The sequence below is a fragment of the Microbacterium sp. ACRRU genome (genome assembly GCF_022346945.1).
Classification (GTDB): domain Bacteria; phylum Actinomycetota; class Actinomycetes; order Actinomycetales; family Microbacteriaceae; genus Microbacterium; species Microbacterium mcarthurae.
Window position 1 is genome coordinate 117,517 of the sequence record NZ_JAKRNI010000003.1, and the last position, 19,172, is coordinate 136,688.

Genomic DNA, 19,172 nt, shown 5'->3' on the forward strand with positions numbered 1-19,172 from the left:
AGAACCGTGACCACTGCATCCGAACGCAGGGCGGATCACGCGGGACCGTACCCACGCAAAAACATTCTCAAGAATATTTCCCCACCTCTGATCTGGGCTTTTCCGGCATCGGGGTGCCGGGTCAGGGCGGATTTCGCAACATTCCGCAATCCGAAGGCGGGGGCATCCCGAAGACCCTGTGTACGCCGCAACACGGCGGACCGCCCCTCGCACCGGGGTGTCCCTGACGGGTCGCAGCCGCGGTCCGAACGATTTCGGAGGAATGTCATGCTCACCAAGAAGAAGCCTGTCGTCGCCGGTCTCGCCCTCGTCCTGGGCTCGGCCTTCGCTCTCACCGCATGTTCGGGTGGTTCGACCGCCGGTGGCGCCGCTGAGGAGACCTCGGCCGCCCCGTCCATGGAGGCGTCGCCCTCGGCCTCGTCCAACATGATGGACCCCGCCGCCAACCTCGTCGGCCCCGGCTGCGCCGACTACGCCGAGGCCGTCCCCTCGGGCGCTGGCTCGGTCGAGGGCATGGCTGCCGACCCGGTCGCCGTCGCCGCCTCGAACAACCCGCTGCTCACCACGCTGACCGCTGCCGTCAGCGGCGAGCTGAACCCCAACGTGAACCTCGTCGACACCCTCAACGGTGGCGAGTTCACCGTCTTCGCTCCGGTCGACGACGCGTTCGCCAAGATCGACCCCGCCACGATCGAGACGCTGAAGACCGACACCGACCTGCTGACCAAGATCCTCACGTACCACGTGGTTCCCGGCCAGATGACCCCCGACGAGATCGAGGGCGCGCAGGCCACGGTCGAGGGCCAGGAAGTCACCGTCTCGGGCTCGGGTGACTCGATCATGGTCAACGACGCCAACGTCATCTGCGGTGGCGTGCAGACCGCCAACGCCACGGTGTACCTCATCGACTCGGTGCTGATGCCCCCGATGTAAGTCCTCGGAGCGTGATCTCCACGCTTCCGACCGATCGATGACCGATCGGACCTGACGGCGAGCGCCGGACCCCAGGCGAGGGGGTCCGGCGCTCGCTCTTTGCGTGTCCACCCGTGCACGATCCGCCTCGCGCGGCCCGGTAGGCTGGATGCCACGGGCCTCTAGCTCAGTCGGTAGAGCATCGGACTTTTAATCCGCGGGTCGTGGGTTCGAGCCCCACGGGGCCCACCTCAGCACTCGTCGGAACGCGCGCTCGCGTCTCAGCGCTCGTTCCACCGCAAACGTCGGTAGCGTCGGGCGAGGCGATTTGCCCGCACCCCGGCGAAGACGATCTCGGCGAGCGCGACGACGAAGACGACTCCCCAGGTGAGCCACGCTTCGAGCGACCCCCCACTGCGGAGGGCGTTCACGAGGAATCCCCCAGCAGGAAAAAGCTCAGCACCATCGCGGCGACATACGTTCGCCTGCGCGCCGAGAGGCGTCTGAGCTCGCTGCCTTCTTCGTCATTCAAGACACGCCCCCACATCCTCCGTCGTCCCGCACAGCTTGTCGCACTCGGGCGCAGTGCGGCGACCCGCGGCACACACTTCCGCCCTCCATAAACCGCCCACAGGAACCGTGAGGGTGCGGTCAGGGTAGCCCGCCCATTCTGTGGATGTCCCGTTCCCTCGGCATTCAGGAGTCCTCGTGAACCGCGTCCCCGAACCAGACCAGACACCCCTCGGCCCCGCCTACGAGGGTCGGCTGCTCGACCGACCCGACGACGAGGTCGTCGATCAGGGCGCGAGATTCGATCTGCTCACCCTCGTCGATCGCCGCGGCCTTCTGGGGCTCGTCGGGCTGGGCGCCGGCGCGACGTTGCTCGCCGCCTGCACACCGCAGAGCGCAGCCACCGTCACGGCGACCGCCTCCCCGTCCCCGACATCCACCCCCACTGGGACAGCCACAGCCACGGCGACGCCCACCGCCAGTGCGGCGGCGTTCGCGACGGAAGAGATCCCGCAGGAGACGAACGGCCCCTACCCCGCCGACGGGACGAACGGTCTCAACGTGCTCGAACGGTCGGGGATGGTCCGCAGCGACATCCGCTCCAGCCTCGACGGGGGCACCACCGCCGAGGGCGTGCCCCTCACCTTCACGTTCACGCTGAGCGACCTGGCGGCCGGCAACACCGCTTACGCCGGCGCCGCGGTGTACATCTGGCACTGCGACGCGCTCGGCAGATACTCCATGTACTCCGACGAGATCGTCACCGAGACGTACCTGCGCGGCATCCAGGTCGCCGACGCTCAGGGGCGGGTAACCTTCACCACGATCGTGCCCGGCTGCTACCGCGGCCGATGGACCCACATCCACTTCGAGGTGTACCCGGATGCCGCCTCCGCGACGAACGTGTCCAACCAGATCGCCACGTCGCAGGTCGCCTTTCCGCAGGACATGCTCGATGCCGTCTATCAGGACGCGGCGTACACGGGTTCCGCGGAGAATCTCTCGGACATCGGCAGCCTCGACAACGACAACGTGTTCTCGGACGGCTACGCCCTGGAGATGGCGAGCTTCGCCGGCGACGCGCGCAACGGCTACGTCGGCACCCTGGCGGTGGCGGTGGATGCCACCACCGCGGCGGTCGTGTCCTCGCCGGGCGGTCTGAGGTCCTGAGGGCCCCTGTCCCCCCGCAGGAGGTACGGTGTTCTACGGCGAAGCCGTCCCCGCGGTCCTCGCCGCTCGATATGTCGACCTCCACCTCCCTCTCCGTCCTCCGGCTCTCCGGGCCGGTCCTCATCGTCGGCGACGGCCGAATGGGCCGCGCGCTCGCCGACGCGCTCGAGTCCGCCGCGGTGCCCGTGATCGGACCCGCGGGGCGGGGAGAGACCGCGACGGATGCCGGCATCGTCCTGCTCGCCGTGCCGGACGCCGCGATCGCGGATGCCGCGCGCGCCATCGCCCCCGGCCGCCTCGTCGGCCACCTCTCGGGCGCGCTCGACCTTTCACCGCTGACGCCGCACGAGGCGTTCGGCATCCATCCCCTGCTCACCGTCACCGGGCCCGGTGCGACGTTCGCGGGCGCCACGGCCGCGCTCGCGGGCACGACCCCGCGCGCGTACGCCGCGGCCGCGGCTCTCGCCGATGTGCTCGGGATGACGGGGGTCGCCGTCCGCGATGAGGACCGCGCGGCGTACCACGCCGCCGCCTCGATCGCCGCGAACTTCCTGGTCACGCTCGAAGGGCTGGCGGAGGAGCTCGCCGAAACCGCGGGAGTCGAACGGGCCGCGCTCGTCCCGCTCGTGCGTGCCGCCGTCGACAACTGGGCCGAGCGCGGAGCCGCAGGTGCCCTCACCGGGCCCGTCTCGCGCGGTGACGCGGCGACGATCGCGCGGCAACGTGACGCGATCGCCGAACGCCTCCCGCACCGTCTGGCGCTCTTCGACGCGCTGGTGGATGCGACCCGCGACCTCGCTGCGACGCAGCAGACGAAAACCGCGGTGGGCCCATGAGTCCCCGCATCGTCCGCACGGTCGCCGAGCTGCGCGCGGCCCTCGCACCGCACCGTGCCTCGAGCATCGGGTTCGTCCCCACCATGGGCGCGCTGCACGAGGGCCACCTCTCGCTCCTGCGTGCCGCGCGCGACGAGAACGCCGTCGTGGTGCTGTCGATCTTCGTCAACCCGACGCAGTTCGGCGAAGCGGCCGACCTCGACGCCTACCCCCGAACCGAGGCATCCGATGTCGCTCTCGCGGGCGGCGCGGGCACCGACCTGATCTTCGCCCCCTCGGTGGGCGAGATGTACCCGGCCGGGTTCGCCACCACCGTGTCGGTCGGCGGCGCCATCACCGGCACGCTCGAGGGAGCCCTCCGCGGCCGCTCCCACTTCGACGGTGTCGCGACGGTCGTCTCCAAGCTCCTCCTCGCGGTGCAGCCCGACCGCGCCTACTTCGGCGCGAAGGATGCGCAGCAGGTCGTCGTGGTCCGGCGCATGGTGGCCGACCTCGGCATCCCGGTCGAGATCATCACGTGCCCGACCTCCCGCGACGCCGACGGCCTCGCGCGTTCCAGCCGCAATACGCGGCTCTCCCCGACCGAACGAGAGCTCGCGGCGGCGATTCCGCGGTCGCTTCGGGCAGCTCAGGATGCCTTCGCCTCCGGCATCCGGGATCCTCGCCGCCTCGCGGCGACGGTGCGCGAGCATCTCGCCGCCGCCGAGCTGGAGCCCGAGTACGTGGAGGTGGTCGACGCCGACAGCCTCGAGCCGATCGCGCAGGTGGCGAGCCCCGCCCTGCTGGCCTTCGCGGTGCGCGTCGGACCCGTGCGGCTCATCGACAACGTGGTGCTGGTGCCGGGCGTCACCGACCCCATTCCCCTCGCCCCCACCGACAGGAGTCACCCGTGACGAGTCCAAAAGTCACGCTCCGCCGCCTCCGCGAACTCGCCGACGCGGAAACACCGATCGTGATGGTGACCGCCTACGACTTCGTGTCGGGTCGCGTCGCCGAACGTGCCGGCGTCGACATCGTGCTCGTCGGCGACTCCGGCGCACAGGTGGTGCTGGGGTACCCCGACACCACCTCCATCACCCTCGACGAGATGCTGACCCTCGCCAAGGCCGTGCGCCGGGCGGTCCGCACTCCCCTGCTGCTGTGCGATCTGCCGTTCGGATCGACCGAGCTGAGCGACGAGCAGGCCGTCGCCACCTCCGTGCGCTTCGTGCACGAGGCGGGCGCCGAGGCGGTCAAGATCGAGGGCGCGAACCCGGCGCGCCTCTCGCGTGTGCGGGCGATCGTCGACGCGGGCATTCCCGTGGTGGGCCACGTCGGGCTCACCCCTCAGACAGCGACGGCACTCGGCGGCCTCCGCGCCCAGGGCCGGACGGCGGAGGATGCCATCCGGGTCGCCCGCGACGCCCTCGCGGTCCAGGCGGCGGGGGCCTTCGCGCTCGTGATCGAAGCGGTCCCCGCCGATGTGGTGCACGAGATCCGGCGGGCACTCGACATCCCCGTGATCGGTATCGGCGCGGGCGCCGCCGACGGACAGGTGCTCGTGCAGCACGACCTCCTCGGAATCACCGAGGGGCGCCCGCCCGTGTTCGTCAAGCGCTACGCCGCGGTCGGCGACGCGATGGTCGAGGGCGTCGAGGCGTACGCGCGAGAGGTGCGCGAGAGCACGTTCCCCGCACCCGACCACGTGTACCCGGCCTCCCCCGAGGTCGCGGCCGCCGTCCGAGACTTCATCGACGGGCTCTGACTCGGATCTGCCGCCGCAAGCGCGCGGCTCACGGATTGCACACGTCGCACGTGGCGGGATCCGCACGCGTCAGCGCCCGGGGGCGCTCCACCCGCACGCCGCAGGAGGCGCACCCGTCGACGTCGGCCCGCACGCGCGAGGTGGGCAGCCCGCACGGACGCTCCGAGCCAGCGGGCGAAAGCGGGGGCGAAAGCCGTCTCCTTGCCGTGACGGGTGCCGACGGCGACCTCGGCGCCGACGTACGACGCCGGGGCACGGCATCCGCTGCTGGGCGTCACGCGAAGTAGTCGGGGCGGCTCACGGCCGTCGGCGAGACGAACATGACCCCGGACGCGTGATCGAGGATGGGACGGATGCCGGCCACGATCGCGTCCGCACGCTCGGGGTCCACGACCGTGACCAGCAACGTCAGCGCGTCGTGATCGTTGAACAGCAGACGCCCGCCCCGCGGGCCGTTATGGCCGACCCCGGCCACCCCGGTGATCGCGGTGTAGCCGCGCGCCCCGAGCGACTGCATGAGGTCGCCGATCTCGCGGACGTCGTCGCTGCCGACGACCACCTCGATCTTCGTCATGGGAGTGAGGTCGGACAGGCTCATCACAGGTTCTCCTTCTCTCGCTGTTCTTCGCGCGCGACGGTCGCGGCGGAGGCTTCGGCGGCGTCGAAGCCGGGTTCGGTCTGCCAGCCGTACGAACCGAACCGCATCCAGCGGTCGGTGTCGTGCTCGCGCGCGCGCAGGGTGATCCAGCGGTGGAGCACGAGAGTGCGCACCACCTCCGACGACTCGACGATCGCGTTGATGCGCGCGAGGGGCGCCTGCACGAACACCTGCAGTCGGACCGGTTCGTGCCGGGCTTCGCGGCCCACCCCGACCGACTGCCAGGGCAGCCCGATGCGCACGTCTCCCCCGAATCCGGACAGCACGCCGACGGTGCCGACGACGTTGTGCAGCGGTTTCGGTCCGGCACCGAAGCGGTCGGGCGCCACCGTCGAGGCGGCGTACTGCGCGTTGATCCACTGCGCCACGATCATCGGCGCGGTCAGGATCGTCTCCAGACCGGAGCCGTCCGGATCGGCGGCCGTGTCGTAGCTGTGCAGGAAGGCGCGGCGGCCGAGGTCGCGGCCCGCGGTGATGGCGCGCGGCCCAACGATGAACGCGGCGTTGCCGACGAGCCCCCACTCGGGGTAGGCCTCGGCCCAGTCCGCCGCGCGTCGGCGGGCGTCCGCCACGACGACGGAGTCGGCCGTACCGACCGGCGCACCGGGGAGCTCCGCCGCACGGTCGACGACGTTCGCGGAGCGGGCCCGCTCGAGCGCGCGGGAGAGCTCCCACACGGCCGTCTCGTGCGTCGCCGGGATGCGCCACGGCTCGAGCACTGTCACCTCGTCGGTCACGGTGTCCATCTGCGCGGCCACGAAGAGCGTGTCATCGGGGATATGGATGCCGCGCTCGACCAGCCCCGCACGCGTCGCAGGGTCGTTGAAGATCATCGCCGCGGCGCGCGCGTTGGGCTCTCCCTCGTGTCCGCCGCACGCCCCGCACTGCAGGCTCGACGCGAAGGGGTTGTTGGTGACCGACGCCCCGTGTCCGCACAGCAGCACGATGCGTGCGAATCCGTCGACGAGCCCCATCATGCGCAGGGCCGTCTCGGCGTACAGCACCCGCTCCTCGAGACCGAAGACGACATCGGCGTCGACATGGGTGGGCGGTTTCCGCGAGCGCAGCCGCTCGCTCGCTGCCCGCCATGCGCGCGGGGCCACCGTGCGGGCCGCGGCCGCCGCCCCGAAGACCCAGCCGGCCGTCTCGGCGAACGCGTACGGCGCGAGGGTGGATTTCTCGAGAGCCTGCACGGTCGCTCGCCGTTCGAGGTGCGCCGAGCGACGTCTGCGCCACCCGGTGATGGCGTCGCGGTCGACCGACGACTCGCTGATCGCCACGCGCGGCGTCAACAGGACGGGGCACGATGCGACCTCGGGCGAACCGTCGGCCGGGCGGAACGAGATGGGGACGGCGAAGAAGCCGGCAAATCCGAGCGTCTCGACGTCGGCGGCGGCTTCGAGGTGGCGACGGAAGCTCTCGGACCGCGGATCGATGCAGAACACCGCGTGCGCGAGCGGCCGAGCCATGGCAGGACCGACAGGACGCAGCACCGGTTCGGCCGACGGGCTGAGCGTGCGAGCGACGCGCCGCTCGTACGCCTCCTGCCAGACGGCCAGACGTGCCGTCGCGTCGACGAGCGAGAGCGTGCGGTGCAGCGTCGCCGAAACACCGACCCCTGCCCCGTCCGCGCCGAGCGCGTGCGCCACCGCCTCCTGACGCGCGGCGGTGTCGGAACTCGACGCCGTCGTCTCCGGCAGTGCCGCATCGGCGGGGAGGAGGAGCCGCTCCCACGTCGCGCGGACCGCGACGAGCGAGGTCAGGTCGGTCCCCCGGGCCCGGTCACCGACGGAACGCACTAGAGCCGTCCACCCGGGCTGGGCGAGCAGGTGCGCGCGGATGAACGATTCGGCGCCGTCGTCGTCGATGCCCCAGCGCTGCAGCGCCGCGTCGATGGCATCCGCGGGATCCACCGGAGCGGTGCGGATGCCAGCGCGCACGCGCCGTGGCACGCTCGGGTCGAGGGCAGCGAGGCGACGCCACGTCTCCCACATCGGTCCGCGCCGGATCGGTGTCGACCACGCGGGCGCACCGAGCAATGCGGCCAGCCACCGGCCGGTGAGGTCGTCGACTCGAGCGTGGAGGCGCGGGAAGAGCGCCGCGGCCGGAGTCGGCATCGATGCTCCCGACGTGACCGCGGGCGGGGAGACGAGCAGGTCCTGACGCAGGATCTCCGTGATGCTCGTGATCCGCCCGTCCACGATCACCGGGCGCGGAGTGCGCGCTTCGGGCACGACGACATGCAGCGCCGCGACGAGGTCCTCGTCGGTGATGCGCCCGGCCGCGTGCATCTCCCGGAACTCTGCTTCCGCGCGGGTGAGCAGGATGCCGTGCTCGCGCGCGACCGCCCGGAGGGCCTCCTCGTACGGGAGGTGCTCGTAGTCGGCGAGCGGATTGCGGGCGATGAACGTCTCGAGGGGGTAGTGCGGGGAGATCGCCCGACCGGCGACGGCGACCCACCCCCGGATGGCTGCCCGGCGTGATTCCGGGGTGTTCGTGGTCATGAGAGCCTCCCGTACTCGAGGGGACCGCGCGCGGCGGTCGGGGGTGTGGTGGTGTCGGTGGTCCGAGCAGCGACCGGAAGCGGGGATCGACCCCAGGCGAAGGCGAAGGCGAACACCGCGTCCGCCGCGCGCCCGGACGTGGACGACACGAGGGCGAGCACACTCGCCACGACGAAGACGGCGAGCGCGAACAGCGGCGACAGGGCGGCTGCGGGCTCGACCGGCGCGAGGGCCTCGGCTCCCCGGGCGACGACCAGGACGTATCCGACGACGGCGCCCGCGACCAGGGCGACGAGCAGGGCGCGGATGCCGGGCGACGAGGTGGCTCCGCCGAGACGGGCTCCCGCGAGCGCGGCGGTGGCCACGACGAAGAGCAACAGGACGGCCGAGGTGTGCGCGACGGCTCCTCCGAGAAGGATCACGGCCGCTCCGACGACGATCACCGCGCCGGCCGCCGCGGCACTGCCCCCGCGTGACCGGGGTGCCGTGGGCGCGGACCGCAGGGCGATCGCGCGCTCGACCGCGGAGCCGGCGCCGAGGAACAGGCTGGCCTTGAACAGCGCGTGGCCGAGGACGTGGACGAGCGCGACACCGAAGGCGCCGATCCCGCAGGCGAGCAGCATGAAGCCCATCTGCGCTGCCGTGGATTGCACGAGTCGACCCTTGACGTCGGGGCGCGTGCGCATCGCGACCGCGGCGGCGAGCAGGGTGATCCCGCCCGCGACCCCGACGATCCAGGGACCGATGACCGAGGGCACCTCGGCGAACCGCAGCAGCAGGAGCGCACCGGCGTTGACGAAACCCGCGTGCAGGAGCGCCGACGCAGGGGTCGTCGTGGCCGCGGTGGCCGCGAGCCACGTGTGCACCGGGAAGGACCCGGCGCGGGCGATCGCGGTGACGGCGACGAGCACGCCCACGGCGACCGCCGGCGCACCGCGGAGGTTCTCGAGGTCGGCGAGATTAACGGAGCCGATCGTCGTGATCGTGATCGCGACCGCGAGCCACAGCGCAGCGTCGCCCATGCCCAGCGCGAGGGCTGCGCGTCGCACGGCCGCCCGCGTCTGTGGCCCACGACTCCCGGTCCCGATCAGCCCGATCATTCCGGCCGTCGCGACAGTCCACCCCCCGGCAAGGAGCACGACACCGTCCGCGGAGACGGCGACCGTCGACCCCGCCGCGACGAGGGCGGACAGGGCGAAGAACGCCCGCGCCCGCGGGTCGCCCCGCAGATGGCGGTCGGCGAAGACCTGAACCACGAGCGTCAGCACCGCGACGAGGACCGTCAGCGACGCACCCGCGATGTCGCCCCGGGTGAGCACCTCGTGCGAGAGGCCCGCCGCGGCGATGACCGCGGCCACGCCCGTGGGCCATACCGCGGCGAACCCCGCCGTCCGGCGACGCCCTTCGGTTCGCGCGAGCGAAGCGACGAGGACGGCGACGAGCAGGGCGGCGGTCACGATCAGGGATGCCATCGACATGGGATGCACAATACATGTATTTCAATGCCGGTGTTGAATCACACGTGATGTGAGTCCGGATTCGCGTCTCGCGTTGTGCGCTTCGGCTACGATGACCGGATGGGCCAGTGGACGTTCCTCACGAATCACGCCCACGTGCTCATCTACGTCGCCCGAGACCCGGGCGCGCGCGTCCGTGAGATCGCCGACGCCGTCGGCATCACCGAGCGAACCGCGCAGGGCATCCTGACCGACCTCGTCGACGCCGGGTACCTGCGACGGACGAAGGAAGGTCGACGCAACCGCTACGACTGCGTCGAAGACCTTCCTCTGCGGCATCCGCTCGAGGCAGACCACCGGATCGGCGAGTTGCTGCGGACGCTTCGCCCCTGATCAGGCGCGACGGAAGGCGTCGGATCTAGGAGTCCGTTGCTGCACGCGGTCGATGCGCGGGCAGACGGACGGTGAATGTCGTCTCGCCGGGACGGCTGTGCACGGCGATCGTGCCACGATGCGCGACCACGATCGCCTGCGCGATCGAGAGTCCGAGGCCCGTGCTGCCGGCGTCACGGTTGCGTGCCCGATCACCGCGCGAGAAGCGTTCGAAGAGCGTGTCGGCCACCGCCGGGTCGATCCCCGGCCCCGTGTCGGTCACGCGGAGTACCGCGTCGTCGTCATGGCGTTCGATCGACGTCGTCACGATCGTGCCGGGCGGGGTGTGCGCGTGCGCGTTACGCAGAAGATTGGCCACCACCTGCCGCAGACGATCCTCGTCGCCCGGAACGGTCAGCGGGGCGTCGGAGGCGATGTCGAGACGCCACTCCCTCTCACGGTCGACGGCCTGTGCATCGCTGACGGCATCGATCGCCACGAGCGGCAGCTCGACGTCCTCCACCCGCAATCGCTGTCCGGCGTCCAATCGTGCGAGCAACAGCAGATCCTCGACGAGTGTGGTCATCCGACGGGCCTCCGACTCGATGCGCTCGAGCGAGCGCCGCTGCGTCGCCGTCATCGGCTCGGGCCCGGTCAGCGTCAGCTGGGTGTAGCCACGGACGCTGGCCAACGGCGTCCGCAGCTCGTGACTGGCATCCGCGATGAACCGGCGGAGCTCGCTCTCGCTGTGAGCGCGGGCGGTCAAGGCCGCTTGCACATGCCCGAGCAGATCGTTCAGCGACGCCCCCACTCGCCCGACCTCGGTACGCGTGTCGGTGTCCGCCGCCTCGACGCGATCGGGGATCTCCGCGGGGCCTCGACCGAGAGTCCGCTCGGACACCCGCTGCGCGACGGCGGCGACGCGGTCCAGGGGGCGAAGAGCCCGCCGGACGAAGAACGACAGGCCCACGACCGCGGCGAGCAGCGTCACGGCTCCGACCGCGATGAGGATCGTCGTCAACGCGGACGTCGTGGCGGCAGCATCGGCGAGGGAGATGCCCGAGAACACGGTCGAGCCGTTCGCGCTCCGCGCCGCGACGCGGAACGTCCCCAGCTCAGCGCCGAGGTCGACGGTCACCGGCACCTCATCGGGCGGAACGCCGCGGGAAAGCACCGAGACCTGCTCGTCGGAGAGCGTCTGCACCGTGCCGTCGGAGCGGGTGTAGCTCGATGCGACAGCGCCGTCGTCCGCAACCCTCACCAGCAAGGAGCCGATCCGCGGCGCCGGGCCGCGCCCCTCGGCGGGGACGCCGGCGCTAGCGCTCGGCGTCGGAGCACCGGTCGATTCTTCCGATGGCGGCCAGCCACGCCCGTCTTCCGGACCGCCGGCAACAACGAGACCCCCGACGACCTGTTCGTCGAGTCTGTCGTAGACGAAAGCCCGCAATGCCGTCACCGTCGCGACGCTCATGAGCACGAGGGCGATGGCGACGAGGGCGATGGCTCCGATCACCAGGGTCCGCTGGAGCGTCACCGGCCGCCGCGTCATGAGGCCTTGATCGTGTACCCGACACCGCGCACGGTGTGGATGAGCGGGTCACGGCCCGCATCGATCTTGCGCCGCAGGTACGAGATGTAGATCTCCACGACGCCGCTATCTCCCCCGAAGTCGTACCCCCAGACGGCGTCGAGGATCTGCGCCTTGCTCACGACCCGCCGCGTGTTCTGCATCAGGTAGCGCAACAGCTCGAACTCCTTGGCGGTGAGCTTGATCTCGCTCCCCCCTCTGGTGACCTCGTACGCGTCCTCGTCGAGCGCGAGATCGCCGACGCGCAGGAGCGTGTCCGCCGCGACGGCGGCCGCGACGTGTCGCCGCGCCATCCCACGCAGCCGCAGGATCACCTCCTCGAGGTTGAACGGCTTGGTCACGTAGTCGTCGCCGCCGGCGGCGATCCCGGCGATGCGGTCCTCGACGGCATCCCTCGCGGTCAGAAAGAGCACCGGGAGGTCATCTCCCGCCGCTCGGATGCGCGTCAACAGCTCGATGCCGTCGAGGCCCGGCATCATCACATCGAGCACGAGAAGGTCCGGACCGAAGCCGCGCATCAGCTCCAGCGCGTCACGACCGTTGGTGGCGGCCCGCGCGTCCCACCCCTCATTGCTCATCGCCATGCGCAGCAGCTCGCCGAGGTTGACCTCGTCGTCGACCACGAGGGCACGGATGGGCGAGCCGTCGGGACGAGTCAGCGGCGATCGAGGCGCGGGCATGGGGATCAGCATGCCGCGTCCGGGTCCGCGAGGCACGCCCTCCCGCACGTGCATAAACGGTTCATAGGAACGGTGAGGGAACGGTGAGGGCGGCGTTCCTACCTTCGGGTCCACGGCCGTATCCCGCGCCGGAAGGAGAAACATGTACTGGACGTACCTGCGGCGCGAACTCGCGGGCCGCACGAAACAGACCGTGATCGTCGCCATCGGGCTGGCTGTCGCGATCGCACTCGTCATCGTCGTCAACGCCCTTTCCGCGGGCGTGCGCGACGCACAATCCGAGGCGCTGTCGTCGGTGTACGGCGTGGGCACCGACCTGACCGTGACCGGGGCTCAGACGCAGCCCGCCGAGGGCGGCGGAGGTCCCCGCTTCGACTTCGGCGCCGAGGATGGATCGACAGAAGACGGCACGACATCGCTCAGCCAGTCGCGTCTGATGGCCGACTTCCTGCGTGAGACGCTCGATGCCTCCACCGTGACCACCGTCGCCGATCTCGACGGAGTCGCCGCCGCGACGGGGGCCCTGTCGCTGACGAACACCACCTTCTCGGGCGAGATCCCTGACCGCAGCGCGATGTCCGGAACGGACGGCGCGCAGGGCGGCGGCATGGGCGAACCTCCCGCGGGCGGACCGAACGGAGACGGCGGGAGCGCGTTCGGCATCGAGTCGTTCAGCGTGCTCGGCGTGGACCCCGCAGCGACCGTGGGACCCCTGTCGTCCATCACCGTCTCCGACGGACGCGCACTCACCGCGGCGGACGCGGGGACCGACGTCGCCGTGATCGATGCGACCTACGCCGCTTCCCACGACCTCACCGTCGGCGGCACGATCGACGTGGGGGGCACCTCCCTGCAGATCGTCGGCATCGTCGCATCCGCGTCGGCCGAAGCCGACACGGCCGCGAACGTGTACCTTCCCCTCGATGTCGCGCAGGAGCTCGCGGGCGTCGGCGACGTGGTCTCGACCGTCTATGTGCAGGCGGCATCGGCGGATGCCATCGACACCGTGCAGAGTGAGGTGTCGGCCGTGCTGCCCGAGGCGACGGTGAGCACGCAGTCCGAGCTCGCCTCGACCGTGTCCGGGTCGCTGTCCAGCGCGTCGTCGCTCATCTCGAACCTCGGCACGTGGCTGTCGATCGTCGTCCTGGCCGTGGCCGTGGCCCTGGCGGTGCTGTTCACCCTTTCGGGCGTCGCCCGGCGTACGCGGGAGTTCGGCACCCTCAAGGCGATCGGCTGGTCGAACGGCCGGGTCGTCCGTCAGGTCGCCGGGGAGTCGCTCGTGCAGGGGCTCATCGGGGGCGCCGTAGGCCTCGTGCTCGGGCTCGGCGGCATCCTGCTGGTCAACCTGATCTCCCCCACGATCTCGGTGACGTCCGCGGCGACCGACTCCACCGCCCCGACCGGGCAAGGGGGTCCTCGGATGGGCGGCTCCGGCGGTTTCGGTCAGGCGGCGCAGCAGGCCACGGACATCGTCCTCCACGCACCGGTGACGCCCACGGTCGTGGTCGCGGCGGTCGGCATCGCCGTCCTCGGCGGAGTTCTCGCGGGCGCCTTCGGCGGATGGCGCGCCGCCCGCCTCAGCCCGGCCGCCGCCCTCCGCGCCGTCGCCTGACCGGCATCCGATTCGTCCTTCGAAGGAGACATCATGACCATGACAGCTGCGTCCTCCATCGCCGATCCGGCCGCGAGCGCGACCGCCTACCGCCTCACCGGGGTCACGCGGACCTACCGACAGCGCGAACGGACGGTGACCGCCCTCGCGGGCATCGACCTCGAGATCGCCGCCGGCGACTTCGTCACGATCCAGGGGCCGACCGGGGGCGGGAAGTCGACGCTGCTGCAGATGCTCGGGGCCCTCGACCGCCCGACATCCGGCAGCGTGCGCCTCGGCGACCTCGATCTCGCCCGGGCGTCGAACCTCGACCTCGGCCGCGTCCGTGCCGCCGAGATCGGTTTCGTCTTCCAGGGGTTCAATCTCATCCCCACCCTCAGTGCCGCCGAGAACGTCCACATGGGGCTCGAGCCGCTCGGCCTCGACCGCGACGAACGCCGTCGACGCGTCACCGAAGCGCTCGACCGCGTCGGCCTCACCGACCGCCACGACCATCGTCCGGGTGAGCTGTCGGGTGGTCAGCAGCAGCGGGTGGCGATCGCCCGCGCCGTGGCGAAGCACCCCCGCGTGCTTCTGGCGGATGAGCCGACGGGGAACCTCGACGAACACATGCGCGACGAGATCCTGGACGTGCTGGACGCCCTCAATCGCGAGGGACTCACCCTCGTCGTCGTGACGCACGATTCCGCGGTCGCCCGCCGTGCCCGGCGACGGCTGCGCCTGGCGAAGGGCACCATCAGCGACATCACGCGCGCCTAGGGGCCGGTGCTGCTGCCGGTGTCTCACCGCACCGGCAGCAGCGCGAACCCCAGGCAGGCGACGCCGGCAGCGGCGAGCAGGCCGGTGTACAGCCAGCGGTGATCCGTGCGAGCCAGCCGCGCGTAGATGAGGTTGACCCTCGCCGCCGTCGACGGGAAGAGCGACCACGCCCCCGCGAGACCCGCGAACGGTGCGGCGAGCGCGACGAGGAAAACCGCGAACGCCACGAGCCGCAGGGCGGGGTCGGCGGTCACCCCCTCGGTCACGCGCCCGGTCATGTACATGATGGGCAGCGTGGTGAAACCGATGACCGAGCACCCGAGCCCGAGGGCGACATAGCTCCACGGACGCGTCCGCGCGGTCATCGGCGCGGTCCGGGGCGTCGGGATCGGGGAGCGCAGCTTCCACACGGCGACCGCGGCGGCACCGACGAGGAAGACCGCGCCGGTGACGGCATCCACGCGAGCGTCGCGCACCGCCTCGGACGCGCGCTCCTCGGCCGCCGAGACGAGCGCTGTGGGATCGAAGCTCTGCAGCAGGAAGTACAGTGCGGTCGCCCCGACGGCGAGCCCGGCGATCATCCCCCCGATGCGGGACGCGACGCGCGTGTTCTGCGCCAGCACCGTCGTCGTGGCCGCGTACAGCGCCGGGTTCAGCCCCAGGCTGACACCGAGTCCGACGAGGGTCGACAGTGCCGCGGCCCAGCGAGCGACATCGGTCACGACGGGCTCCTCTCGCACGGGCGGGCCGGATGCCACGGGGCGAACGCTCCACAGCGTAGCGGGGGCGAGACCGGAGTCGAGTGGCGTCGGCGGAGGTCCGGACGCACGCCGCGCGCGAACGGCGAGGGCACCCGGGCCGCCGCATCACGGCGCCGGACTGTCGCGCGCGCTTGTCAAGCGGCATCCGTTCGACCCCCCGCTCCGAACAATCGGATGAGGGCGGTGCTTCGTGCGTCGTCGCCGACGAGAGGGATGCCATGACCACCGAAACTGCGGCCCGCACCGATGACGCCACCACCGTCCGGCGGCCGCGCGCCTGGTTCTGGGCGTCTCTCGCCGGGCTCGTCTCGGCCGCCGCGTTGCTGGCCGTCGCCGAGCTGTTCGCTGTGCTCGTCGCCCGGTCGGCGAGTCCCGTCCTCGCGGTCGGGTCATTCATCGTGGACATCGTCCCGCGCCCCCTGAAGGAGTTCGCGATCACCGTCTTCGGCGAGGCGGACAAGGTCGCGCTGCTGGTCGGTGTCGGACTCGGGGCCGCGGTGGCCGCCGCGGTTGCGGGAATTCTGCAGTACCGCTTCCGGCCTGTCGGGGCGATCCTCCTCGGGGTGGGTGGCGCGCTGGCGACCGCCGCGATCATCACGCGCGCCGCGGCCGGTGCCCTCGCCTGGCTGCCTCCCGTGCTCGGCACCGTGGCGGGCGTCGTGCTCCTGGTGTTCCTCGTGCGGCGCCTGCGCCGCTGGGACGCCGCGGCGTTGGGCGATAACGCCACCGCCGCCGGCGTCAACCGCCGCGGATTCTTCCTGCTGTCCGGCATCGCGGCCGCCACCGCGGTCGTCGTCGGTGTGGGCGCCCGTGTCGTGAACGCCGCCACCGCATCGGTCGCCGCCGCCCGGGACGCCCTGCGGCTGCCGTCCGCCCGCAGCACGGTCACGATCCCCGAGGGCGCGTCGCTCGACGTGCCGGGCCTGTCGCCGATCATCACACCCAATGCCGACTTCTACCGCGTCGACACCGCGTTGACCGTGCCGAACGTCGACCCCTCCACGTGGCGCCTCCAGATCGAGGGCATGGTGGACCAGCCGATCGAGCTGAGCTTCGACGACCTCGTCGCCATGGGACTCGACGAGTACGGCGTCACCCTCACCTGCGTCTCGAACGAGGTGGGCGGCGGCCTCGTCGGCAACGCCATCTGGACCGGCATTCCCATCCGCGATGTGCTGCGCATGGCGGGCCCCCAGGCGGACGCCGACATGGTGCTCTCCGAGAGCGTCGACGGGTACACGGCATCCACTCCCCTGTCTGCCCTCACCGACGACGGACTGGATGCCATCTTCGCGGTGGCCATGAACGGCGAACCGCTCCCCTTCGAGCACGGCTTCCCCGTGCGCATGGTCGTGCCCGGGCTCTACGGGTACGTCTCGGCGACGAAGTGGGTCACCAAGCTCACGGTCACGCGATTCGATCAAGACGAGGCCTACTGGACGCCTCGTGGCTACTCGGCGGAGGCGCCGATCAAGATGTCGTCGCGCGTGGACACCCCCAAGATCGGCAGCCCGGTCTCCGCGGGCACCGTGCCCATCGCGGGTATGGCGTGGGCGCAGCCCATCGGCGTGCAAGCCGTCGAGGTGAGCATCGACGACGGCGACTGGCAGCAGGCGACGCTCTCCACTCCCATCAACGACCAGTCGTGGGTGCAGTGGGTGCTCGAATGGGATGCCGAGCCGGGTTCGCACTACATCACCGTTCGCGCGATCGACAAAGAGGGCAACGTCCAGATCCAGGAACCGGCCGCGATCGCCCCGAACGGGTCGAGCGGCTGGCAGCGGACGCTGGTCACCGTCAGCTGACCGCCGTCGGCGTGTGGTGCGTGTCAAGTCCTCGTCTGCGCTTTCCGGCGACGGGCAAGATCGGTTCATGCCTTCAGCAAGCATCCCGTCTTCGTCCGGTCCGATCGCATGAGCGTGGTCGAGGGTGACCCGGTTTCCCCTCTCGCGGATGAGCGGGACGGCTCCGACCGGCCGTTAGCGAGCCTGCGGCGCTCTCTGCCTCCCGACTGGGACGACCAGGTCGATCTCTTCGCCATCGTCAAGCTCGACGGCGGAGGCGTTGTGCGCGGGTGGAACCTGGGCGCGGAGCGCATCAAGGGGTACACCGAGGACGAGATCGTCGGGACGCACTTCTCGCGGTTCTACCGGGAGGAGGATCGCCGTCGGGGCCTTCCCGATCGTCTGCTCGCCGCCGCGCAGCGCGACGGGCACGTGGAAGACACGGGGTGGCGGGTCCGCAAGGACGGTGGCGAGTTCTGGGCCCGCGTGACGATTTCCGCGATCCGCAGCGACGCGGGGCAGGTGCGGGGTTTCGTCAAGATCGTCCGTGACCTCACGACCGAGAAGCGCGTCGAGGAGGAACAGGCGGCATTGCAGCGCACCTTCGCGCACGATCTGCTTTCGCCCGTCACCGCGATCCGCGGATACCTCGACCTGCTCGTCGACGAGTTGCCCGCCGACCACCGGATCCTGCGTCTGGCCACCGAGGCCAGCGACCACATCGTCGCGATGGCGCAGGCCCTGTTGGCCGACACGCACGCGCGTCCCCAACGCGGGCGGCGACGCACAACGATGGACCTCGTGACCCGCGGGGCGGTCGCCCTCGTCCTGCCGGGCAATGGGCCCGACCGCGCCGTTTTCGGTCGGATGGATGCCGTGCCCGTCCGCGGGGATGTCCTCGGCTTGCGCCGTGCGGTGGCCAACGTGCTGGAGAACGCCGCGAAGTACTCCGACGACGCGATCGACGTCTGTGTGCGCGAGACCGACGAGGGCGCGGCGGTGACCGTGAAGGACCGGGGGCGTGGCATCCACCCCGACGACCTCCGGACGGTGCTGCGTGAGGGACAACGCGGACGGCTCGCCGATGCCGGCGACGGCGGCAACGGGATCGGCTTGGCCAGTGTCCGGCAGATCGTGGAGGAGCACGGCGGCACCGTACGCATCGCGAGCGAGCTCGGCGTCGGAACGACCGTGACGCTGACGATCCCCCGCGCCGACGACGAGGTCACTCCGATCGAGTGAGCCGGGCCCCCGCCGATGCGATCTCGTCGAGCGCGGCGGCGCTGGAATCCGGGTGCACGCCCGCGACGAGGTCGGTGAGGACGCGCACGCCCCGGCCGGCGGCGATCGCGTCAAGCGCGGACGCGCGCACGCAGTAGTCGGTCGCGATGCCGACGACATCGATGTCGCGGATGCCGTGCTCTTCGAGGATGTCGTCGGCGGTGAGGCCGTCGTCGGTCACCCCTTCGAACAAGGAGTAGGCGGGTTTTCCCTGCCCCTTCTTGAGGTGGTGCGTGACACGGCTCGTGTCGAAGACCTCGTCGTAGTCGGCGCCGTAGGTCCCGCCCACGCAGTGCACGGGCCACGTGTCGACGAAGTCCGGCTCGGTCGAGAAGTGGCCGCCGTTGTCGTCGTCCCCGTTGTGCCAGTCGCGGGACGCGACGACGATCGCGTAGTCGTCGGCGTGCGCGTCGAGGTAGCGGGAGATGCGCGCGGCGACCTCGTCTCCCCCGACGACCCCGAGCGCACCGCGTTCGGTGAAGTCGTTCTGGACGTCGACGATGAACAGTGCGCGGCTCATGCTCCGAGCCTACGCTCGGCGGCG

Annotated in this window: 18 protein-coding genes and 1 tRNA gene; 11 read left to right on the forward strand and 8 right to left on the reverse strand. The window is 71.1% G+C overall.

What is annotated here, in order from left to right:
* The first annotated feature begins 267 nt into the window (after positions 1 to 267).
* Complete coding sequence (locus MHY30_RS03385) at positions 268 to 933, forward strand: fasciclin domain-containing protein (RefSeq protein WP_239275092.1); 666 nt, start codon at positions 268 to 270, stop codon at positions 931 to 933.
* A gap of 155 nt (positions 934 to 1,088) precedes the next feature.
* A tRNA-Lys gene (locus MHY30_RS03390) sits at positions 1,089 to 1,161 on the forward strand.
* Positions 1,162 to 1,193: 32 nt separating this feature from the next.
* Here the strand turns inward: MHY30_RS03390 and MHY30_RS03395 are convergent.
* Positions 1,194 to 1,343 (reverse strand): hypothetical protein, encoded by a 150-nt coding sequence (locus MHY30_RS03395; RefSeq protein ID WP_239275093.1) that lies wholly within the window; start codon positions 1,341 to 1,343, stop codon positions 1,194 to 1,196.
* A gap of 277 nt (positions 1,344 to 1,620) precedes the next feature.
* Between MHY30_RS03395 and MHY30_RS03400 the strand changes: the two genes are divergently transcribed.
* The 4 genes from MHY30_RS03400 to panB all read left to right on the forward strand — a co-directional run bounded on the left by MHY30_RS03400 (position 1,621) and on the right by panB (position 5,172).
* Positions 1,621 to 2,592: an intradiol ring-cleavage dioxygenase gene (locus tag MHY30_RS03400; RefSeq protein ID WP_239275094.1), complete on the forward strand. Its 972-nt coding sequence runs from the start codon at positions 1,621 to 1,623 to the stop codon at positions 2,590 to 2,592.
* A gap of 71 nt (positions 2,593 to 2,663) precedes the next feature.
* A complete protein-coding gene (locus tag MHY30_RS03405) occupies positions 2,664 to 3,428 on the forward strand; it encodes a DUF2520 domain-containing protein (RefSeq protein WP_239275095.1) in 765 nt (254 codons plus the stop codon).
* Positions 3,425 to 4,321: a pantoate--beta-alanine ligase gene (gene panC, locus MHY30_RS03410; protein ID WP_239275096.1), complete on the forward strand. Its 897-nt coding sequence runs from the start codon at positions 3,425 to 3,427 to the stop codon at positions 4,319 to 4,321. The genes MHY30_RS03405 and panC overlap by 4 nt, the downstream gene beginning before the upstream one ends.
* Positions 4,318 to 5,172, forward strand: a complete 855-nt coding sequence (gene panB, locus MHY30_RS03415) for a 3-methyl-2-oxobutanoate hydroxymethyltransferase (protein ID WP_239275097.1) — start codon at positions 4,318 to 4,320, stop codon at positions 5,170 to 5,172. Before panC ends, panB begins: the two co-directional genes overlap by 4 nt.
* Positions 5,173 to 5,446: 274 nt before the next feature.
* On the opposite strand, the gene MHY30_RS03420 is transcribed toward panB, so the two are convergent.
* From MHY30_RS03420 to MHY30_RS03430, 3 genes are read right to left on the reverse strand one after another with little or no spacing between them, the layout of a single operon-like run.
* On the reverse strand, positions 5,447 to 5,770 hold the full coding sequence (locus tag MHY30_RS03420; RefSeq protein WP_239275098.1) for a P-II family nitrogen regulator: 324 nt from the start codon (positions 5,768 to 5,770) through the stop codon (positions 5,447 to 5,449).
* Positions 5,770 to 8,334 (reverse strand): DUF2309 domain-containing protein, encoded by a 2,565-nt coding sequence (locus MHY30_RS03425; protein ID WP_239275099.1) that lies wholly within the window; start codon positions 8,332 to 8,334, stop codon positions 5,770 to 5,772. Before MHY30_RS03425 ends, MHY30_RS03420 begins: the two co-directional genes overlap by 1 nt.
* Positions 8,331 to 9,806, reverse strand: a complete 1,476-nt coding sequence (locus MHY30_RS03430) for a proton-conducting transporter membrane subunit (RefSeq protein ID WP_239275100.1) — start codon at positions 9,804 to 9,806, stop codon at positions 8,331 to 8,333. Before MHY30_RS03430 ends, MHY30_RS03425 begins: the two co-directional genes overlap by 4 nt.
* Before the next feature lie 105 nt (positions 9,807 to 9,911).
* Here MHY30_RS03430 and MHY30_RS03435 point away from each other — a divergent pair, with 105 nt between their 5' ends.
* Positions 9,912 to 10,184 (forward strand): helix-turn-helix domain-containing protein, encoded by a 273-nt coding sequence (locus MHY30_RS03435; RefSeq protein ID WP_239275101.1) that lies wholly within the window; start codon positions 9,912 to 9,914, stop codon positions 10,182 to 10,184.
* 25 nt (positions 10,185 to 10,209) lie between these two features.
* Here the strand turns inward: MHY30_RS03435 and MHY30_RS03440 are convergent, their stop codons facing one another.
* Both MHY30_RS03440 and MHY30_RS03445 read right to left on the reverse strand, forming a co-directional pair.
* Positions 10,210 to 11,712, reverse strand: a complete 1,503-nt coding sequence (locus MHY30_RS03440; protein WP_239275102.1) for a cell wall metabolism sensor histidine kinase WalK — start codon at positions 11,710 to 11,712, stop codon at positions 10,210 to 10,212.
* Complete coding sequence (locus MHY30_RS03445; protein WP_275437944.1) at positions 11,709 to 12,431, reverse strand: response regulator transcription factor; 723 nt, start codon at positions 12,429 to 12,431, stop codon at positions 11,709 to 11,711. The genes MHY30_RS03440 and MHY30_RS03445 overlap by 4 nt, the downstream gene beginning before the upstream one ends.
* Before the next feature lie 142 nt (positions 12,432 to 12,573).
* Here MHY30_RS03445 and MHY30_RS03450 point away from each other — a divergent pair, with 142 nt between their 5' ends.
* Together MHY30_RS03450 and MHY30_RS03455 are read left to right on the forward strand one after the other, a co-directional pair.
* Positions 12,574 to 14,043 (forward strand): ABC transporter permease, encoded by a 1,470-nt coding sequence (locus MHY30_RS03450; protein WP_239275103.1) that lies wholly within the window; start codon positions 12,574 to 12,576, stop codon positions 14,041 to 14,043.
* Positions 14,044 to 14,076: 33 nt separating this feature from the next.
* On the forward strand, positions 14,077 to 14,802 hold the full coding sequence (locus tag MHY30_RS03455) for an ABC transporter ATP-binding protein (RefSeq protein WP_239275104.1): 726 nt from the start codon (positions 14,077 to 14,079) through the stop codon (positions 14,800 to 14,802).
* A gap of 23 nt (positions 14,803 to 14,825) precedes the next feature.
* Here the strand turns inward: MHY30_RS03455 and MHY30_RS03460 are convergent, their stop codons facing one another.
* Positions 14,826 to 15,524, reverse strand: a complete 699-nt coding sequence (locus tag MHY30_RS03460; RefSeq protein WP_239275105.1) for a hypothetical protein — start codon at positions 15,522 to 15,524, stop codon at positions 14,826 to 14,828.
* Between the two features lie 257 nt (positions 15,525 to 15,781).
* Here MHY30_RS03460 and MHY30_RS03465 point away from each other — a divergent pair, with 257 nt between their 5' ends.
* Both MHY30_RS03465 and MHY30_RS03470 read left to right on the forward strand, forming a co-directional pair.
* Complete coding sequence (locus MHY30_RS03465) at positions 15,782 to 17,368, forward strand: molybdopterin-dependent oxidoreductase (RefSeq protein WP_239275106.1); 1,587 nt, start codon at positions 15,782 to 15,784, stop codon at positions 17,366 to 17,368.
* 108 nt (positions 17,369 to 17,476) lie between these two features.
* The gene (locus MHY30_RS03470) at positions 17,477 to 18,589 is read left to right on the forward strand and encodes a PAS domain-containing sensor histidine kinase (RefSeq protein WP_239275107.1); all 1,113 of its coding nucleotides are present in this window, start codon (positions 17,477 to 17,479) and stop codon (positions 18,587 to 18,589) included.
* On the opposite strand, the gene MHY30_RS03475 is transcribed toward MHY30_RS03470, so the two are convergent.
* Positions 18,573 to 19,148 (reverse strand): isochorismatase family protein, encoded by a 576-nt coding sequence (locus MHY30_RS03475; protein ID WP_239275108.1) that lies wholly within the window; start codon positions 19,146 to 19,148, stop codon positions 18,573 to 18,575. The genes MHY30_RS03470 and MHY30_RS03475 overlap by 17 nt on opposite strands.
* Positions 19,149 to 19,172 lie beyond the last annotated feature (24 nt).

Coding starts and splice junctions, on each gene's coding strand:
- MHY30_RS03435 (WP_239275101.1), top strand. CDS start 9,912: ATGGGCCAGTGGACGTTCCTCACGAATCACGCCCACGTGCTCATCTAC.
- MHY30_RS03470 (WP_239275107.1), top strand. CDS start 17,477: ATGAGCGTGGTCGAGGGTGACCCGGTTTCCCCTCTCGCGGATGAGCGG.
- MHY30_RS03425 (WP_239275099.1), bottom strand. CDS start 8,334: ATGACCACGAACACCCCGGAATCACGCCGGGCAGCCATCCGGGGGTGG.
- MHY30_RS03465 (WP_239275106.1), top strand. CDS start 15,782: ATGACCACCGAAACTGCGGCCCGCACCGATGACGCCACCACCGTCCGG.
- MHY30_RS03405 (WP_239275095.1), top strand. CDS start 2,664: ATGTCGACCTCCACCTCCCTCTCCGTCCTCCGGCTCTCCGGGCCGGTC.
- MHY30_RS03440 (WP_239275102.1), bottom strand. CDS start 11,712: ATGACGCGGCGGCCGGTGACGCTCCAGCGGACCCTGGTGATCGGAGCC.
- MHY30_RS03455 (WP_239275104.1), top strand. CDS start 14,077: ATGACCATGACAGCTGCGTCCTCCATCGCCGATCCGGCCGCGAGCGCG.
- panC (WP_239275096.1), top strand. CDS start 3,425: ATGAGTCCCCGCATCGTCCGCACGGTCGCCGAGCTGCGCGCGGCCCTC.
- MHY30_RS03450 (WP_239275103.1), top strand. CDS start 12,574: ATGTACTGGACGTACCTGCGGCGCGAACTCGCGGGCCGCACGAAACAG.
- MHY30_RS03385 (WP_239275092.1), top strand. CDS start 268: ATGCTCACCAAGAAGAAGCCTGTCGTCGCCGGTCTCGCCCTCGTCCTG.
- MHY30_RS03445 (WP_275437944.1), bottom strand. CDS start 12,431: ATGCCCGCGCCTCGATCGCCGCTGACTCGTCCCGACGGCTCGCCCATC.
- MHY30_RS03475 (WP_239275108.1), bottom strand. CDS start 19,148: ATGAGCCGCGCACTGTTCATCGTCGACGTCCAGAACGACTTCACCGAA.
- MHY30_RS03430 (WP_239275100.1), bottom strand. CDS start 9,806: ATGGCATCCCTGATCGTGACCGCCGCCCTGCTCGTCGCCGTCCTCGTC.
- MHY30_RS03420 (WP_239275098.1), bottom strand. CDS start 5,770: ATGAGCCTGTCCGACCTCACTCCCATGACGAAGATCGAGGTGGTCGTC.